Genomic DNA, 17,117 nt, shown 5'->3' with positions numbered 1-17,117 from the left:
TTAACTGTTTTTGTAGAGCTCCAAAATTCTGTCTTTGTATTTTTCAGTGATCACGTGGCGTTTCATCTTCATAAGGTTCGTGAGTTCGTCCCCAACTTCAAATGGTTTTGTGATGAGAGTCACATACTGCACTTGTTCGAAGTTTTTGAATCCAGTTTTAACACTGTTAAAATTACGAACTTCCTTTTTATAGAATTCCACTACCTTTGGATGGACAATGAGTTTCTCAGGAGCTTTTTCTGAGATCCCATTTTCTTCAGCCCAAGGGATAAGTGCATCAAAGTCAGGAACAATGATGGCACCTAGAACCTTTTGATCTTGTCCAACTACCATCGATTGTTTGATGTAAGGTGATTCATCAATTTTGTTTTCGATTGGTACAGGTTCTACGTTTTCACCACCGAGTAATACAATTGTATCCTTCGCACGACCCGTGAGTGTCAGAGTCTTTTTGAAGTTAATCATCCCGATATCACCAGTGTTCATCCAATCATCTACGATAGTTTTTTTCGTAGTTTCTGGATTTTTGTAATACCCTTTCATCACTTGAGGTCCTTTTAAATGAACCACACCTTTGACACCTAACTTTCCAAAGATGATATTCTTTTTGTCGTCAATATGACAAAGAACATTCCCTGCATCATCCCGGATTTGGACTTGGCTGAGCGGAACGATATCACCCACAGAACCCATGATCGGGCGATCAAAAGTCCGAGCAGAAATCACAGGTCCAGTTTCTGTCATACCATAACCTTCGAGTACTGTGATTCCAATGTCCATAAAGAATGCATCTACGTGTTTTTGTAAGGCACCACCGCCAGACAATGTAGCGCGCAAATGACCTCCAGTTGCTTGTCTAATTTTGGAAAGGACAATACGATCAAGAGTAAAACTATTAAACAAAACACCAAGTCCCGCAAGGACATATAAAGGTGTTTTCAATGGACTCTCCTCAGGTACCAAAAACTGTGAGGCAATGAGAGAAAGGATCGTAAGAGTGAAAGGACCTGTGAACAACAATTTTACGATCGATACAATAGCCAATACCGAGGACTGTAAAATATTACGTCCTTCGTAATCCACTTCCCAACCTTTAAGAAATCGAATCGATGCATGGTAGTGTTTTGAGAAAAAGTAAGCCACTTTAAACAAAAACCTTCTGACTGGAGGGGTTTGTTTTGGGTCATTGATACGGGTGTAAATCCCATTATAAATGCTTTCCCAAACCCGAGGTGCAGAAGCCATAAAAGTAGGTCTTGCTTTTTGGATGTCGTTACGAAGTTCGGTAACCTTTGTGTAATATGTGGAACCACCATTGATGATGGCAAAGTATTCCACTACACGTTCAAAGATATGCCAAACAGGAAGGATAGACAACATACGGTCGTCAGGTGTTACTTTTGCAACCCGAGGGACTACATAATGCATTTGGTGGATCATGTTGGAATGCATGAGCATCACACCTTTTGGCATACCAGTGGTTCCTGAAGTGTAAATGAGCGTATACAAATCATCTGGTTTGATTCCAGACATCCGTTTTTCCGCTTCACGTTTCCCTTTGGAGCGAAGTTCCCTTCCGTTTTCCAAAAGATCGTAAAAGTGTAAAATTCCAGCACCTGACTTTAATTTGGTGTCTTTGTCCATAATGATGACGGTTTTTACCGATTTCACTTGTGACTTGTTATTTTTGTATTTTTCGTATACCTTATCGTTTTCTAAAAAAACAACTTTGGCTTCTGAGTGATTTAAAATGTATACGATTTCCGAATCAGTGATGTCCGAACCACGAGGAACGTTGGCTGCTCCAGCAGTTAACACGGCACAATCGGCAATGATCCACTCCACTCGGTTGTCAGCAAGAACGCCGACATGTTCTCTTGCTTTCACACCTAAATCAATTAGGGCTTCTGCAAGTGCGATACCATCTTCGTAAAGTTGTTTATAGGTAAGGGCTTGGTAATCCTTCTGTGCATTTTTATACCAAAATGCTGGTCTTGGACCAAATTTTTCTGCGGATTCCTTATAAACTTCTGCTAGGTTATTTGCCATATCTCTCCATCTAAAAGCGGTCTTTATGATAGACGCTACTTTCAGATGGTCAAGAGAAATTTAGGCAATTAGTCCCATTGGAACCCTTCGCGTTGGTGTCCTTTTTTCAAATGGCGTTTGCGAATTTCGCGAAGTTTGGTCATTTGTGAGAGGTTAAGTAGGTTACGTGCCGCAAGTCCCTTTTGTGGGAGAAGAGATTCGTCTTGGGTGTTGGCAAAAAACTGGTTGGTCTTCACAAAGGAGCTTTTAAACTCCAAATTCATATCAGGATAGAAATCCATACAAGCCTCCGTGCTTTCCGGTTTCTGGGGTATCTGTTTTTGAAGGTCCCCACCATCCGTGGTAAGTAGCCTTCCCCCGATATATGTATCGCCGAAAAATGAATATCCTGAAGCAAAAAATTTTGCTTGTACTATTTTTTTTTCTCTGATTTTTGGTATTCGTTCATGACAATTCGATTGGAAAATTCTACAGGAAGACGAAGCGGGCGCTTTGTTGCTTATGAGTATGGAGAAGACCTATTTGGCACTCTGTATTTAAATAAGTTTTCTGGTCGTGAAAAAGGACGACTCATCGACAAATGGAGATTAAGTGACTTAGGAAGTCTCATCCGTGTCCTTGATACTGAGATTTCTCGAAGGGAAGAAGAAAATTACGAACGACCTCTTTTCCACTAATCCAAAGTATACATTCCTAACTCTTAGGAAAAAAAAATACAAATCTAAAATCCAATTTTTATCCAAACGACTTCGAGTTGTAAGTCTGATTCGTCTCATTACATTCTTAATTTTTGTATCTACGATTAGTTTTTGTTATCTGGCAAAACTTTCATGGTTTGAATATGGACTTTCCTTTCTCCCACTTTTACCTTTTATTTTTCTCGTTCGCTTGTATGTACGAAGAAAAGAACAACTTCAATATGCCAAAAAAACCTTTCAATTCATTGAAGATGAAATCCAAAGGCTTACGGGTGAGTTTAAAAAACTAAAAACTAGGGAAATCTGGGAATACCCTGTTCCTGTAAGAAACCATCCACTTTCCATCGATTTGGATCTCTGCACCAAACAAGGGTTTTTGGGAGTGTATGATACAACGATTACAGAAGAAGGATTTTTAATCTATTTATATCGATTTTTACAAGAACCTGGTGAGTGGGGAAATACAGATAAAAATCACCTTTCTGTTTCCAAAATTTTAAATCAACAAAACTACAGTTTTCAATTGATGCGAAAATTTTTGATTTTGGATGGTGAACCAAATGAAAAATTTTTGTTCCCAAAAGTACACAACGATACGAATTTTTGGAAAAAACGAAAATGGCTTCGATGGTTCTTTCCTATTTGGGGAGTGATAACTCCTATCTATATCTTGGTCGGACTCTTATTTGACCTTCCTCTTATCCCATTTATTTTACTCATCAATGGTATTTTGTTTGTTAGTTATCGCAGCGAATCCAAATTATTATGGAAAGAAATTAAATCCTTACACCTAACTGCAAACCGATTCCAAAAAACTTTTTTATTTCTATCAAAAGACAGAAAATTCACCAAACATATGTTAAGAAAAATATCGAATCTTGGTGATTCTTCTGAACTATTGGTTTCCCCTTTACCCCACTTAATCTTAAATTTACTTTGTTTATGGGACCTTTGGAAAATCCAATCGTTACAAAAATGGAAACAAAAATATGAATCCAATTGGAATGAACTACAAAACCAAATCGTTCAATTTGATTCAATTTTACCACTTCTTAACTTCGGATATTTGAATCCGGAAGCTAACTTTGCCAAAATTTCAAAAGAGGGGATACTTAGATCAGAATCTTTGGTCCACCCACTTTTATCTCAAACCAATCGAGTGATGAACTCTCTACCAGCCATGAAACCAGGCGATTTAATGATAATCACTGGCTCCAATATGAGTGGAAAAACAACATACTTACGGTCTATCGCCATGTCGTTGTTACTTGCTGGATCAGGTGCACCTGTAATAGGCAAAAACTTTGAGCTCCTAGATTTCCAAATTCATACTTTGATTCGTTCACAAGATTCAATGGAAGACGGAGTTTCCTTTTTTTATTCGGAAGTAAGAAGATTATCTTCCATCATCCAAAATGCAAATGTATCTAATAAAATTCCGATTTTATTTTTGGATGAAATCTTGAAAGGAACAAACTCAAAAGAAAGATACATTGCAACTCGTGAAATCTTATCTGTGTTACGTGAGAAAAACTGTATTGTTTTTTTAACGACTCACGACTTAAAACTAGCCGATATACCTTGGGCAAAACGATTCCACTTCACTGAACTTGAAATCAATGGACAAATGGATTTTGACTACAAATTGAGAGAAGGTGTCTCAAATACCACAAATGCACTTAAAATACTCAAAAAAGAAGGCATTCCGATTCGAAACGAAGAGGAGACATGAATGCAAAATGGAATTTGGTTAGATTCGGGAATTTGATGTTGCTAACGGCGACTAATTTAATTTGCCATCAAGAGATCCCGCTAATTTGAAAAAAACTAGTAGTTACTGAAAGTAAATTCAATGAAAGGAACGATGTTAACGAAAAAATAGTTAGAGATTTACTCTTTGGTTTTTTCTTCTTTGTTTTCATCCTCTTCTTTGCTACCAAAGATATTCCGAAATCCTTTCCAACTTTTTTGAACGCCCGATGTGACATTCTCTACAGCCCGATTTACATAATCAGACATTGCCGATCCAGCAATTCCACCGACGGCAGCTCCCGCTGGGCTTGCTAAAAAAATAGTCCCCGCATAAACAGAACCTAACCAGATTGGATCAATAAATGGAGATGACACTCCGTACGTTCCTCTGTATATGATTGGAAGTTTTAATGCTTTGCCTGCAACCCCTGGAAAGGCAATTGTAAACTTCATATCAATTGCTTTGTTAAAACCAATTTTTCCACCACCAGAACCAGCAATTCCATCTGCTTTTAAGGCAAAATTTTTGATTTCAATATTTTCTTTTGCATATTGAAAATCAAACTTAAGTTCATTATAAGGTGTTGCTCTACTAAAATCTATTTTTTTAAGATTGATCACACTTCCAATCGAACTGATTGGTTTTAAGATATTTGTGTAACTGAGTAACTCCCCATTTTTTGCATTGATGTTACCGATCACTTGTAAATTGGGAATAAATCCATCTTCTGTATCAGTAGGAGAAAAAATGACAAACTCAGAATCTAAACTCCCTGTTATCGGAGAGATTTTAAAAATATCAGACAATACTGGAGCAATTGATACATGTTTGATTTCTCCTTTTAACGTAAGTCCAACAGGATTTGTCCAACGATAATCACCAGAACCAATTACATCACCATCATAAACCTTTAATTCATATCGATTGATGTTTAGTTTTCTTTTTGCATAATGTACATTTAATTTTAATGAATCAGCTTTAAAATCTACAACTGTTAAATTGCGAAAATGAAAATTTAAATAAACATTCATTCGGTTTACATAACCAGTGTTTGGTAAGCCGCGAGTGAGAATTGATTTTTCAAAATCTGGATCAATCCAAATTTGTGCAACTTTTAAGAGACTTGGTACATCTAAATAATCGGAAGATCCCTCAAAAGATATGGTTGGAGATAAAGGTGGTTTTAGAAAATTAACATAACCTGATCCATAAAGTTTTGATTTACCTTTCCACTCGACTACAATATTTGAAAAGGAAAGTTTATCTTCATTTATATCATAATTGATAATTGTTGACACATGCCCATCGGCAAAAGTTTTTCCATCCTTTAGTGCCAAATCCTTGATATGCATTTGGTCAACCACAGCATATATTTTTGATTCATCACGTTTATAAAAAGGAATGGTTCCTGTCGTTTTAGCAAATCGTAAGTCACCTCTAGTAAAGATGATTAATATATCATGCAAATCAATACCTTTCAAATTTTGAAATTGTAATTCACCTTCCAATCTTAAAGATTCATAGGTCATTTTATCTTCCAAAAATTGGAAATCCGCACTCAACGTAATTGGTTCATGATTTAATTTTCCATATAGATAAAAATCAATATTCCGTAAGTCTTGGTCGAGATGAAGTGTTGTTTCCCAAAGGTATAAATTAATATTTCGTGAATACAATTTATCATCGAATAAAATGGTTATATTTTTAATTTCGATTTGGTTTACAAAGTTTACAAAAGTTTTCGAAAAATAAAGTTCAGCTGGAGATTCTTCATCTAACTTAGATTCAATTAAATTAGAAACACTTTTCGAATTTTGATCTGGATTTACGTTTGAATTTGTTGAAAGTTTATCAAATAAAGGAAATGATTCATCTTTTTCGCGTGTGATTTCAACAGTTCCTGTATTTAAATATATTTTTCTTAATTCTAACGATTTACCAATGAAAATTCCATAATAAATTTCAATTCTTAAATTGTTTACGTGAATGATTTCATCATCCAATTTTGAAACAGTAACTTCTTCTAACTCAATTCCTGGAAAAGGAAAAAACACGGGTTCTGAACTTTTATAATTAACATTAAGTCCAGTTAGTTTGTAAGTAGAATCCAGAATTAAATTTTTGTAATAATCAGGATCCGCAAGCAGCGGGTACAATATAAAAAACATTGTCATTGAGATGACAAAGATAAAAGATAAAAGTGTTTTTCCTATAACACCTTTGATTGTATCACGTAATGATAGTTTCACAGAAATTTCACAACAATGGGAAATGGCATTTCACTCGGCGCAGCTCTGAAGGATACGTTTCCAGCGGTTCTTGCGTTTTGCAAATCTCTTTTGCAATTGGACATCGTGTATGAAACTTACAACCTTTTGGTTGGTTGAGTATACTTGGGATTTCCCCAACAAGTGGTTGAGATACTTTCATTCGATCTTTTAAATCGAAACTTGCTGAAAATAGGGCTTTTGTATATGGATGGAGAGGTTTTTGGCTAATCTCATCTCGATTACCTTCTTCCACGATTTGACCTAAGTACATCACGGCAATACGATCTGATACATGTTTAACTATATTTAGATCATGCGAAATGAATAAATACGATAAACCATATTTTTCTCGGAGTAATAACAAATTATTTACTACCTGTGCTTGAGTGGAAATATCCAAAGCTGAAACTGCCTCATCACAAACGACTAAACTTGGTTCAAGGATCAATGCGCGTGCAATGGCAATCCTTTGCCTTTGGCCTCCACTAAATTCATGTGGGTATCGGTGCAAAATGTCCGCAGGAAGATTGACTTCCGATAAAGCTTTGATTGCTTTTGCTTTTTTCTCACTCAATGTCAGCTTAGGGAAATGAATTTGTAATCCTTCGGTGATGATTTCCTCTATCGTAAAACGTGGGTTTAACGAAGAATAAGGATCCTGGAAAACGACTTGGATTTTACGTCTAAGAAGTTTATGTTCTTCTTTGGATATTTTTGAAATATCTAAATCTTCGAATGTTATGGAACCTTGATCGATAGGCAATAAGGATAAAATAGCACGACCAATGGTTGATTTTCCGCAACCTGATTCCCCAACAAGTCCAAGTATCTTACCTTTAGGAATTGAAAATTGCACACCGTCTACTGCGACTAAACGTTTTGTAGAAAAGGAAAGAGATTGTGATTGTTTATACGATACAACCAAGTCTTTTACATTAAGCACTTTCTCTCCCTCCATACAAAAAACATTCTACAATTTGAGATTCTTTGACCAAAGAAGGATAAGGAATCTTGGAATCACAAATTTCCATTTTTTCTTTACAACGAGTATGAAATCGACAACCACTTGGATAGGATTTTGGAGAAGGAACAATCCCATCAATTGTTACTAATTTTTTGCCTATATTCTCATGTGTAGGATAGGCAGAAATCAATGCCTTGGTATAAGGATGTTTGGGTGAATCAATCACCAAATCCACATTCCCTTGCTCTACAATTTTACCAGCATACATTACAGCAATGCGATCCGCAATATGACTCACAAGACCTATATCATGTGAGATAAATAAAACGGACATTCCGTGTTCCTTTCTCAATTCCTTCAATAGTTCAATTAACTGGAGTTGGATGGTGACATCAATTGCACTTGTTGGTTCATCTGCGATTAAAATTTTGGGATCACACATAAGAGCCATTGCAATACAGACTCTTTGTAACATACCGCCGGAAAATTGGTTTGGGTATTGTTCCAATCGTTGTTTTGCATCTGTAATTCCAACACGTTCTAACAAATAAATCGCTTTGTTTTTTGCTTCTTCAATGGAACCAAGTCCGTGTAATAAAAAACTTTCCACCAACTGTTTTCCGATTTTATGTAATGGATTAAGGGATGAAAAAGGCTCTTGGAATACATAACTGATTTCTTTTCCACGAACTGATCTTAGGTGTTCACTGGAAGACTTCATCAAATCAAATCCATCAAAAAGGACAGATCCTGTTGGATATATGGTTGTATTGGAAGGTAATAACTTCGTTAAAGCTAAACTAGTGATGGATTTTCCACAACCCGATTCCCCTACTAATGCTAAAGTTTCTCCCTTATCTAGGTGAAAACTAATTTCACTTACAATTGGTAAAATTCCATCATCGGTTTTGATTTGTATGCTTAAGTCTTTTACATCAATGGCTTTTTCTTTGGAACTCATTCGTAAACCACCTTGTCTTTTGGATCAAAGGCATCTCGTAATCCTTCCCCAACAAATGCTGAAAACAATATCGTCAAAAATAAAGCAACGGATGGAAAAGTAATCAACCACCAAGCGGTCAATCGTTCCCTACCTTGCCCTATGAGCTCACCCCAAGATGGATTGGGAGCAGGAATCCCATATCCTAAAAAGTCCAATGCCGATAATACCGAAATCGCTGATATTAAAATAAAAGGTAAAAACGTAACAAGAGGTGTCAGGGAATTTGGCAATAGATGTCTCATGATGATCGAATACGAAGATGCACCCAAAGTTTTTGCAGCATCAACAAACTGTTGTTTGCGGAGTTTTAAAAACTCACCTCTCATATAATAACTGAGCCCGATCCAACTCAATGATCCATATGTCACAATAAGGACCGTAAACCCTCGTCCAAAAAAGGAACCCATAATCAAAATTAGATAAAGAAAAGGAATTGCTGATAAAATTTCGATGATCCTTTGTAAGAATAAATCCAATCTACCTACAAAATATCCTTGTACCCCTCCAATAAAGGATGCGAGAAGGATCTCGACAACGATGAGAATCAAACTAAAAGTCATCGCAAGACGATAACCATAAACAATTCGTGTAAAAACATCACGACCTCGGTCATCAGTTCCCATCCAATGGCGCAGAGATGGTTTACTAGGAGGATTTGTTCCTTCTTCTAAACTATCTAAATTGTCTTCATTCACGCCAAATGGGATGGGCGGAAATACCATCTTATTGCCTGAATCTTGGAATCTTAGCTCACGATTTAGTTTTTTATAATTTGGTTCCGTTAGATTGACACCACCAAATTTTGTTTCAGGATAAAATTGAAAGATAGGAAAAGAAACAGAGCCTTCATACAATACAAACAATGGTTTATTATTGATTAACAAAGGCGAAAACAAAGAAATAATATATGTATAAAAAAGAATGAGCAATGAATAATAAGCTCGTTTATTCTTTTTAAATTTTTCCCACTTACGAACGTTTGCCGGGTTTGATATAAACTTCATTCGAAATCAATCCTCGGATCAATAATGATATAACAAAAATCAGAGACTATTTTGCCAATGAGCCCTAAAAAACTTTGTGCAAGCAGAAGTCCCATCATAAGATCAGTATCTCTTTCTCTTACGGCTTCAAAACTTAGTAACCCCATTCCGTCGATATTAAATACCAATTCAATGAAAAGAGAACCAGAAAAAATTAAAGTTAAGTTACTCCCGAATCCCGTCGCTATCGGAATGAGTGAGTTTCGAAAAGCATGTTGGAAAATCGTATCTGAAAAACTAAGCCCTTTCGAGAGCGCAGTTCTTACGTATTCCTTTGCAATTTGGTCGAGTAAACTATTTTTCATAAGAAGAGTGAGAACGGCAAAACTACCGACCACATAACAGATCACAGGCAAAAACATATGCGCCAATCGATCTTTTACTTTTCCAATAAAACTTAAGTCTTCATAAAAATCGGATACTTCATGTCCAAGTGGGAAAAAGGAAAACACTTCACCAGATGCAAATAAATATAATAGTAACATCGCAAAGGCGAAAACAGGTAATGAATACGTAAAAAATATGATAAAACTAGTGATAAAATCAAAACGACTTCCTTCTTTTAGAGCCTTTTGGATCCCTAACGGAATACAAATGAGATAAGTCAGAAAAAAACCAGACAAACCAAAAAAAAGAGACACTGGTAATTTTTCGACAATGAGTTCCGATACCTTTCTCGAATGGAGTCTCGATTCTCCAAGGTCGAATTGCACAATTTGTTTTAACCAATAAAGATAAGCAACGGGAGCAGGTTTGTCTAAATGGAGTCTTTTTTTGATAAGTTCAATTTCTTCCTGTGATATTTGTTTTGTGGATGCTCCCGCCAGATTGCCCGAACCTTTTAGTTTGGCAATTTCACTATTGAGTGGTCCACCAGGCGCAAAATGTGAGATGAGAAATACTAAAAATGTAATCCCCAGTAAGGTAGGAAAAATTAACAAAAAACGTTTTAAAAAGTATTTCCACATGGTTTAGAACTCCCACCAGTCTCTTGACTTTTGATAACCTTTCAATTCTAAATATCCTTTGGCAGACTTTTTTTGACTTGGGTCCTCCGCCTTTACTGCCCCTTCCCAATAAATTGTTTTTGTAGATTCACTTCCATCAAACTCTTGTTCATTGAATACTGCTGACACAATCCATTCTCCACCAGGATACAAAATTTTCCAAGAGAGAGGGTATTCAATTTTTGTCATTTTACTTTTCCAAGTTTTTCCGATGGGGAACATTTGGACCTCACCGGTTTCTTTCCAATATGTAACATGTCCCATTGGATCGCGGTAAGTTCCAAAAATTTCAGGACTAACTTCCGGACTTTCTCTAAATCGAAAAAATACGTAATCACCACCCTTGTCATCCATCAGACAAATCCAATCCCAACCAGATTTGCCTTTGGCCAAAGTTGGAATGGTATTGGATGTTTTTTCACTCCATTCGTGGTCCATCCAAGAATCACCAGAATCGATGGTTTCTTTTTTGCCCTGTATCCACAGAAACCCTTTGGTTTTTAATCTCGGATAACTGTAGTAATACGAAAATATTTTTGGATTCCGTTTGGATTTGATTGAAATTCCATCCTTACCATGAGGTAATAGATTTCCGTTCCCTATTAATCTTAACTCCAGAGCAATTTCATTGGACTTTGGTTTTGCTTTAATGAAAAATTCATCTTTTGACAGAATTTCTAATTCATATTCACCACTATAGATTCGATTCTCTTTGTTTCCAGCTAGATCACCTAATTTTCGTTTGATGGTTTGTGCAGTGTAGTGTTGTTTTGTTGAAAGATCAGAAATTGCAAAATGAACAGGAAAAATTTCAGGATTCCAATTTTCTCCATCTGAAAATTTTAATCGGAAAAAGGAAAGTTCGTATCCGTATAAATTCCCTGACTCTGCTTTGATATGACCAACAAAGTAACACCATTCTAGGGCAAAATCAGAATGAAAGTTATGATCTTTTGGAAAACTAAAATGAAAAAAACAGAGTGAAACAAGGATTATTTTAATTCGATTCATTCGGTAAAGCTTCCCACTTTTTTTCCAGTGGAAGGATATGTAGATAACTGGCTTCAATGTGTTTCATCTTATCGATGACATCTTTCATTTTTTGTTTTTGATTCAACTTGCGATACAATTGTGCTAAATTGTATAAGTTAGATAAGTTGGAGTCGTTAATTGAATATGCTTTTTTCCATTCCACTTCTGCTTTTTCGTATTGTTCCATTCGGTAATAACAATAACCTAAAATTGAATGTGATTTAAAATGATTTGTCTTAAATTTGTTATAAGCTTCTAACATCTCGATGGCTTTTTCAAAATTTCCACTATAAGCCAAAGCCTTTCCGTAAGTTAGTTGTGTATTCAACTCTCTTGGCAAAATTTGGTGGGCTTTTTCATAGGATAAAACAGCAGCTTGGTAGTCTTTTGTCTGATACGCTTTGTCTCCATCAGATTTTATCACATTAAATTCTTCTAATTTTGGAGATAACTGTAATCCAAGCAAAGTTATGTCGTCCATTGGATCTGTTCCCATCGTAAATTCACGGTGATGGTTCATAATGAGTTCTACTGTTTCTTGGATGGTAGAATTTGCATTTTCTTCTATGAGTTTCATCAGTTTTGATTCACCAAATGCTTGCCCATGATCGTTCTCTGCTTCAATGAGTCCATCGGTATATAAAAACAGTTTATCTCCAGGTTCCAATTGTAGATGGAAGTCGCGATATGTGTCTCCAGCATCAGGAAACATCCCAAGAAAAGTCCCTTCTCCCATACAGATCTCAGCTTTACCAGTCTTATGGCGAAATAAAATTGGCCGCGGATGTCCAGCAATTGAATACACAACTTTATAATCTGAATGGATAAGAAGGTAAACACAAGTAGTGTAACCTTGTTGTTTCACAAGGTCGAGTAACTCTCGGTTGATCAGTTTGAATGTTTCCGTTGGTTTTGGTTTTTTAAAATTCGAAAATAACATTTTTGATAAGGCAGTGATAAATGCTGCAGGCACCCCATGCCCAGAAACATCACAAACAGCTACACCTAACTTATCAGAGTGATACGGAAAATAATCATAATAATCTCCACTCACTTCTTGCATGGGACTAAAGCTCGTCCAAAATTGAATTCCATTCCAATCTGGAATAATTTCAGGGATCAGTCCCTTTTGGATGTTCTTTGCCAAACGAAGGTCTTTGGCCATCGAGAGTTGTTTTTTTTCCAACTCTTGCTTGAATGACTTTAACACTTCTACTGCCGCTTCCAAATCTCGATTCTCAATTGCAAGTTCTCGAGATTTACCAACCACATCCCGAACATCTACGATTGACATTTCTTCCAATTCTGCTTCAGATCTTGAGGTTACCATCACCCGATGACGAGATGAAACATTTTCTTTTGTTAGATGAGACCTAGATAAATATAAAACATCATCCTTCCATTCCATTTCGTATTCGTTTGTATCAGAACCAAATTGAATTTCTTCACCTAATTCTTTATGCGATACATGTATACCAAACAGTTTGGTTTTTGTCATTTTGATCTGAAATTCTTTGAGTTCAAAGAGTACAGCGAGACCATTTAACATCCCTTGGAAAAATACAGCATCATACCACTTCTCTTGGTATTCGGGTAAATAAACAAAAATGAATTTAAAGTGATTTTCAGAAATTGGTTTTACATTTAGATACACTGCTCTTGTTAGTCGACCTATCAAAATAGGTAATCTGTGGATCATTTCCACTAGTTCAATTCTGGAATCATCCAATGGTAACAAATCATACGCATTTGTGATAAGAGCTTCTGTTCCGACATGATACAAAATTCCAGAGATGTCTATGGATAATGAGATTTGTTGGATGATTTTATCTTCGAGGGTTTGGGAAATCCAATAATTGGGATCCTTTAGAATCCGAGAATAAGTAGTATCATCTAAAATCTCAGGAAAAGGATTGGTTTGGATCGAAAGATTGTTTTCTCGCTCATACACTTGGATGAGGCCAGATACTCGTTTGGATGATATTTCTCTTGCAGAATGCAGTGGCTAAACCCTCCCGAAGATTCCCCTTCGGTAGGAGAAAAATAAATTTCAATCGATCCCTAGGCAATAGATTTTTCTATGGAGATATGATTTGGTATCTAAGAGTTTTTGGAATCTTTGTTTTTGTGTTTTTTTTCGCGGTCCTTGGCCAAAAGGAAAGTCATTTGGAGCGAACTTGGGAAGTGAAACTTAAACCCGACCAAACCCAAAAGATCTTATATGAATCCTTCCTTCCCAAATCTTACCGCTCTCCCACTGTGGGAGAAGAATGGGAATCTAAAAGTTTAGGGGAGACAGTGATCTGTAAGACGATTGCTGTCACAAATACACCGACAATTTCTTTCCAAATCCAATCCAAAGGATTCAAACATTACCAAGTGCTAAATGAGACCTACCAACTCGATACAACTGAGAACGGCGTTCGCATCTTTGCTAAATTAGATATCCAACCAGTTCCCAATTTCCTTTCGAAACTATTATTTTTATTCTTTAGCGATGCGGACTTAAATCATATCGTCTTATCCAAAGAAAAAAGATTCTAGTGGTGTTTTTTTGTGCTTTCAATCAGCACAGTTGCCATCACCATCACACCTTCACTTCTTCCTAATGCACCCATTCCTTCCGAAGTGGTTGCTTTGATTGAAACACAGTCTAACGGAAGTTTGGTGATATTCGCTAAAGATGCATTTAACTCATGCCGGATTGGATTAATTTTGGGATGGTCTCCAACATAGGTGCAGTCCACATTAACCAGTTTGAATTTTTTTTCTTCCAATAGTTCCAAACATTTTTCAACAATACGAGTGGATTTCATATTTTTGTATTGCGGGTCAGTGTCAGGGAAATGAACCCCAATATCTCCCAAAGCAAGTGCACCTAAAATCGCATCTGCCACTGCATGTAAAATCACATCTGCATCACTATGACCGAGAAAGGCAAATTCAGATTTTACCTCAACTCCTGCCAGTACCAAAGGACGAAAGGGTTCGTGGATTAATTTATGAAAATCGATTCCGTTTCCAATTTTAAACATATTATTTTTTATAACTCAACTCTAACATTCGATTCACTGATTTTTGGGCAAGGCGTATCACTTCTGCATCTAAAAAGATTTCAAATTGTTCTTTTAAAAGTGCATCCCTTACTTTTTCCAATGTAATCTTTTTCATATGTGGGCATGTTTGGCAAGTAGAGACAAATTCTTTTTCAGGGAATTCCGCGCGCAAATTATCACCCATCGAACACTCTGTCACAAGCATAATTTTATCTGTTTTGCTTTTGCGAATGAAATCTACCATTTGGGAAGTAGACCCAGAAAAATCGGCTTCTTTGACGACATCCTCATGGCATTCAGGGTGAGTGATGACAGTGACTCCACCAGGGAACAACCGTTTTGTGGAACGAATGTCTTCTGGAGTGTACATTTCGTGAACCATACATCTTCCTGGATGAGAGATGATCGTTTTTGAGGTTTGGTTGCGAACATTTCCTGCCAAATATTCATCAGGCAAAAAGATCACCGTATCCCCTTCCACTGCATTCACAATTTGTACGGCATTGGCAGAAGTACAACATACATCTGTTTCTGCTTTGACTTCCGCCGAACAGTTGACATAGGTTACAACAGGAACACCTGGATATTTTGCTTTGAGTGCTTTAACATCTTCCCGTGTGATGGATTCCGCAAGGGAACAACCGGCTTTTGGATCAGCAATCAAAACCTTTTTTTCAGGAGAAAGGATTTTGGCAGTTTCTGCCATAAAGTGAACCCCATTGAACAAAATGAGATCGGCAGTTGTTTCCTTTGCCATCTTGGAAAGATACAAAGAATCTCCAATGATATCTGACACCCCCCAAAACACATCAGGGGTCATATAGTTATGTCCAAGGATCACTGCATTTTTTTCTTTTTTCAGTCGATTGATCTCTTCTGCAAGTGGGAGAATTCGTTCCTCAATTTCATGTGGCAAATAGATGGGATTTAGTTTTTGGACCAATTGGTCTTTGGTTACGAGTGACATTTTTTTCTCCTATATCAGTTCATTGGAAGGGATCCGACCCAAGGATTGTGTCTGTTTCACGAAGCCCCGAATCCGCGGGTGGAACAGAGTTCTCAAGGGAACCACATTGGTTCATGGCTTCTTGCCACGATGTTTCAGCAGACGAAGTACCTGTACGTTGGACTCTTCTGTATTCTGAATTGGAAGCGAATGAATTTTGGTTACAGGCTTTTGCTACATTATAAGATAAATTGATTTTGGAAAAACAATCAAAATACAAAACCGCAACGGAATCCGTGCTCAGTTCTCTTGGTAAGATTTGGGCTTTTAATTTTGAGATGAGGCCTGGGCAGACATTCGTACTTACATCGGCAACTGCCACACAATTTGCTTCAGTTAGAATAAATCTTTGACAAGCTGATTGGACAGGGCTCCCTTGAGCGAGTAAGGCACTAAAAAGTTCCGAATTTGAATCTTCATTGGATTTTTTCGTACAGGCAAAGTCCAAACTCACAATGCCAATGAACAAAAAGAAAACCATTTCCATCCTTCTCATCTCGATTCTACTCTCCTTCGTTCTTGGTGGTCTTGTCTATTTCCTTTTTCTGAAAAAACACTACGGAAATACCAAAGAATCGTCTTATGATTCCCGTTCGGAAGTCTACTGGCAGAGGTTACAAAATCGACCAGAGGTTCTAAAAGGAGAAGGGTATCCAAACGATCTACGCGATTTTTTAGAAACATTACGAGGAAAAGAATCTTATCTTTGGAAAGGAGACCGGGACAAAACTTACCTCCACTTACTCGAAGAATATCCAGATGAACGAGGACATGTGCTCTATGCTGTATATGTCGCTTATATGAATTGGCGGGAAAAAAGTTTGGAAATTGAGTCTTCTCCTTCCTTATCAACTTACGAAAAACTAACAGCCGTAAACCGCCTAAAGGAAGAAATTTTTCCAGGTTTTTTAAATCTCCTCCTTTTTCCAAAACACCCCACCTCTCCACCTGTCTTATTATCCTCTTATCTAGAAGATTACATTCAGAGAAATCCCTATAGTTATGCCAGAGAACGCAAACGAATTTTCCTTCGAAAAAAAGAGGAACTTTACAAACAGGAAAAATGGGATATCCAAAGTTGGGAAAGCCCTTCGTTTTACCGACAAATCGTAAATCTCATTTACGAAAGAGAAATGAAGGAAATGACCGACGAGGAAAAAACTTTTTACCGTAGTTCTAAAATCGAGGAATTGAAATCGGATTTTTGGAATTGACAAGACATTTTTCCATCCCCCA

At 36.8% G+C, this 17,117-nt stretch carries 16 protein-coding genes; 4 read left to right on the top strand and 12 right to left on the bottom strand.

The genetic code is table 11. The features are described from left to right. Window positions 1-2,049 (bottom strand): AMP-dependent synthetase/ligase, encoded by a 2,049-nt coding sequence (locus EHQ43_RS18820; protein WP_135772021.1) that lies wholly within the window; start codon window positions 2,047-2,049, stop codon window positions 1-3. Between the two features lie 68 nt (window positions 2,050-2,117). After that, window positions 2,118-2,330, bottom strand: a complete 213-nt coding sequence (locus tag EHQ43_RS18815; protein WP_425269669.1) for a hypothetical protein — start codon at window positions 2,328-2,330, stop codon at window positions 2,118-2,120. Window positions 2,331-2,495: 165 nt separating this feature from the next. On the opposite strand from EHQ43_RS18815, the gene EHQ43_RS18810 reads away from it, so the two are divergent. Further along, the gene (locus EHQ43_RS18810; RefSeq protein ID WP_135740830.1) at window positions 2,496-2,726 is read left to right on the top strand and encodes a hypothetical protein; all 231 of its coding nucleotides are present in this window, start codon (window positions 2,496-2,498) and stop codon (window positions 2,724-2,726) included. Then, on the top strand, window positions 2,662-4,479 hold the full coding sequence (locus EHQ43_RS18805) for a MutS-related protein (protein WP_135772020.1): 1,818 nt from the start codon (window positions 2,662-2,664) through the stop codon (window positions 4,477-4,479). The genes EHQ43_RS18810 and EHQ43_RS18805 overlap by 65 nt, the downstream gene beginning before the upstream one ends. 158 nt (window positions 4,480-4,637) lie before the next feature. Here the strand turns inward: EHQ43_RS18805 and EHQ43_RS18800 are convergent, their stop codons facing one another. Genes EHQ43_RS18800 through EHQ43_RS18770 form a run of 7 tightly spaced genes read right to left on the bottom strand, consistent with a single transcriptional unit; the run spans window position 4,638 to window position 13,770 of the window. Further along, complete coding sequence (locus EHQ43_RS18800) at window positions 4,638-6,749, bottom strand: AsmA family protein (RefSeq protein ID WP_135772019.1); 2,112 nt, start codon at window positions 6,747-6,749, stop codon at window positions 4,638-4,640. A gap of 7 nt (window positions 6,750-6,756) precedes the next feature. Beyond that, window positions 6,757-7,713: an ABC transporter ATP-binding protein gene (locus EHQ43_RS18795; RefSeq protein WP_135740827.1), complete on the bottom strand. Its 957-nt coding sequence runs from the start codon at window positions 7,711-7,713 to the stop codon at window positions 6,757-6,759. Continuing rightward, a complete protein-coding gene (locus tag EHQ43_RS18790; RefSeq protein ID WP_135753593.1) occupies window positions 7,706-8,695 on the bottom strand; it encodes an ABC transporter ATP-binding protein in 990 nt (329 codons plus the stop codon). The genes EHQ43_RS18795 and EHQ43_RS18790 overlap by 8 nt, the downstream gene beginning before the upstream one ends. After that, window positions 8,692-9,741: an ABC transporter permease gene (locus tag EHQ43_RS18785; RefSeq protein ID WP_135772018.1), complete on the bottom strand. Its 1,050-nt coding sequence runs from the start codon at window positions 9,739-9,741 to the stop codon at window positions 8,692-8,694. The genes EHQ43_RS18790 and EHQ43_RS18785 overlap by 4 nt, the downstream gene beginning before the upstream one ends. Beyond that, a complete protein-coding gene (locus EHQ43_RS18780; protein ID WP_135753595.1) occupies window positions 9,738-10,748 on the bottom strand; it encodes an ABC transporter permease subunit in 1,011 nt (336 codons plus the stop codon). Before EHQ43_RS18780 ends, EHQ43_RS18785 begins: the two co-directional genes overlap by 4 nt. Before the next feature lie 3 nt (window positions 10,749-10,751). After that, on the bottom strand, window positions 10,752-11,798 hold the full coding sequence (locus EHQ43_RS18775) for a carotenoid 1,2-hydratase (protein ID WP_135772017.1): 1,047 nt from the start codon (window positions 11,796-11,798) through the stop codon (window positions 10,752-10,754). Continuing rightward, window positions 11,785-13,770 (bottom strand): SpoIIE family protein phosphatase, encoded by a 1,986-nt coding sequence (locus EHQ43_RS18770; protein ID WP_135772016.1) that lies wholly within the window; start codon window positions 13,768-13,770, stop codon window positions 11,785-11,787. Before EHQ43_RS18770 ends, EHQ43_RS18775 begins: the two co-directional genes overlap by 14 nt. A 137-nt stretch (window positions 13,771-13,907) precedes the next feature. Here EHQ43_RS18770 and EHQ43_RS18765 point away from each other — a divergent pair, with 137 nt between their 5' ends. Then, window positions 13,908-14,363 carry a hypothetical protein gene (locus EHQ43_RS18765; RefSeq protein WP_135740821.1) on the top strand — a complete coding sequence of 152 codons (456 nt, stop codon included), beginning with the start codon at window positions 13,908-13,910 and terminating at the stop codon, window positions 14,361-14,363. Here EHQ43_RS18765 and ispF read toward each other — a convergent pair. Genes ispF through EHQ43_RS18750 form a run of 3 tightly spaced genes read right to left on the bottom strand, consistent with a single transcriptional unit; the run spans window position 14,360 to window position 16,377 of the window. Further along, window positions 14,360-14,854 (bottom strand): 2-C-methyl-D-erythritol 2,4-cyclodiphosphate synthase, encoded by a 495-nt coding sequence (ispF, locus tag EHQ43_RS18760; RefSeq protein WP_135740820.1) that lies wholly within the window; start codon window positions 14,852-14,854, stop codon window positions 14,360-14,362. The two genes, EHQ43_RS18765 and ispF, sit on opposite strands and share 4 nt — an antisense overlap. Before the next feature lies 1 nt (window position 14,855). Continuing rightward, the gene (gene nadA / locus EHQ43_RS18755; RefSeq protein ID WP_135740819.1) at window positions 14,856-15,842 is read right to left on the bottom strand and encodes a quinolinate synthase NadA; all 987 of its coding nucleotides are present in this window, start codon (window positions 15,840-15,842) and stop codon (window positions 14,856-14,858) included. A gap of 19 nt (window positions 15,843-15,861) precedes the next feature. Beyond that, window positions 15,862-16,377, bottom strand: coding sequence for a hypothetical protein (locus EHQ43_RS18750; RefSeq protein ID WP_135740818.1), 516 nt, complete (start codon window positions 16,375-16,377; stop codon window positions 15,862-15,864). On the opposite strand from EHQ43_RS18750, the gene EHQ43_RS18745 reads away from it, so the two are divergent. Next, window positions 16,337-17,095 (top strand): hypothetical protein, encoded by a 759-nt coding sequence (locus EHQ43_RS18745; protein ID WP_135740817.1) that lies wholly within the window; start codon window positions 16,337-16,339, stop codon window positions 17,093-17,095. The two genes, EHQ43_RS18750 and EHQ43_RS18745, sit on opposite strands and share 41 nt — an antisense overlap. Window positions 17,096-17,117 lie beyond the last annotated feature (22 nt).

It is taken from the genome of Leptospira bouyouniensis, from assembly GCF_004769525.1.
Taxonomy (GTDB): domain Bacteria; phylum Spirochaetota; class Leptospiria; order Leptospirales; family Leptospiraceae; genus Leptospira_A; species Leptospira_A bouyouniensis.
Note: the sequence above shows the minus strand (reverse complement) of the source record. Positions and strands in the feature narration are given on the sequence as shown.

What these genes read in the sequence shown, in the direction of transcription:
- EHQ43_RS18815 (WP_425269669.1), bottom strand. Translation starts at nt 2,330, where the DNA reads ATGGATTTCTATCCTGATATGAATTTGGAGTTTAAAAGCTCCTTTGTG.
- ispF (WP_135740820.1), bottom strand. Translation starts at nt 14,854, where the DNA reads ATGTTTAAAATTGGAAACGGAATCGATTTTCATAAATTAATCCACGAA.
- EHQ43_RS18790 (WP_135753593.1), bottom strand. Translation starts at nt 8,695, where the DNA reads ATGAGTTCCAAAGAAAAAGCCATTGATGTAAAAGACTTAAGCATACAA.
- EHQ43_RS18750 (WP_135740818.1), bottom strand. Translation starts at nt 16,377, where the DNA reads ATGAGAAGGATGGAAATGGTTTTCTTTTTGTTCATTGGCATTGTGAGT.
- EHQ43_RS18765 (WP_135740821.1), top strand. Translation starts at nt 13,908, where the DNA reads ATGATTTGGTATCTAAGAGTTTTTGGAATCTTTGTTTTTGTGTTTTTT.
- EHQ43_RS18820 (WP_135772021.1), bottom strand. Translation starts at nt 2,049, where the DNA reads ATGGCAAATAACCTAGCAGAAGTTTATAAGGAATCCGCAGAAAAATTT.
- EHQ43_RS18810 (WP_135740830.1), top strand. Translation starts at nt 2,496, where the DNA reads ATGACAATTCGATTGGAAAATTCTACAGGAAGACGAAGCGGGCGCTTT.
- EHQ43_RS18775 (WP_135772017.1), bottom strand. Translation starts at nt 11,798, where the DNA reads ATGAATCGAATTAAAATAATCCTTGTTTCACTCTGTTTTTTTCATTTT.
- EHQ43_RS18745 (WP_135740817.1), top strand. Translation starts at nt 16,337, where the DNA reads ATGCCAATGAACAAAAAGAAAACCATTTCCATCCTTCTCATCTCGATT.
- EHQ43_RS18785 (WP_135772018.1), bottom strand. Translation starts at nt 9,741, where the DNA reads ATGAAGTTTATATCAAACCCGGCAAACGTTCGTAAGTGGGAAAAATTT.
- EHQ43_RS18780 (WP_135753595.1), bottom strand. Translation starts at nt 10,748, where the DNA reads ATGTGGAAATACTTTTTAAAACGTTTTTTGTTAATTTTTCCTACCTTA.
- nadA (WP_135740819.1), bottom strand. Translation starts at nt 15,842, where the DNA reads ATGTCACTCGTAACCAAAGACCAATTGGTCCAAAAACTAAATCCCATC.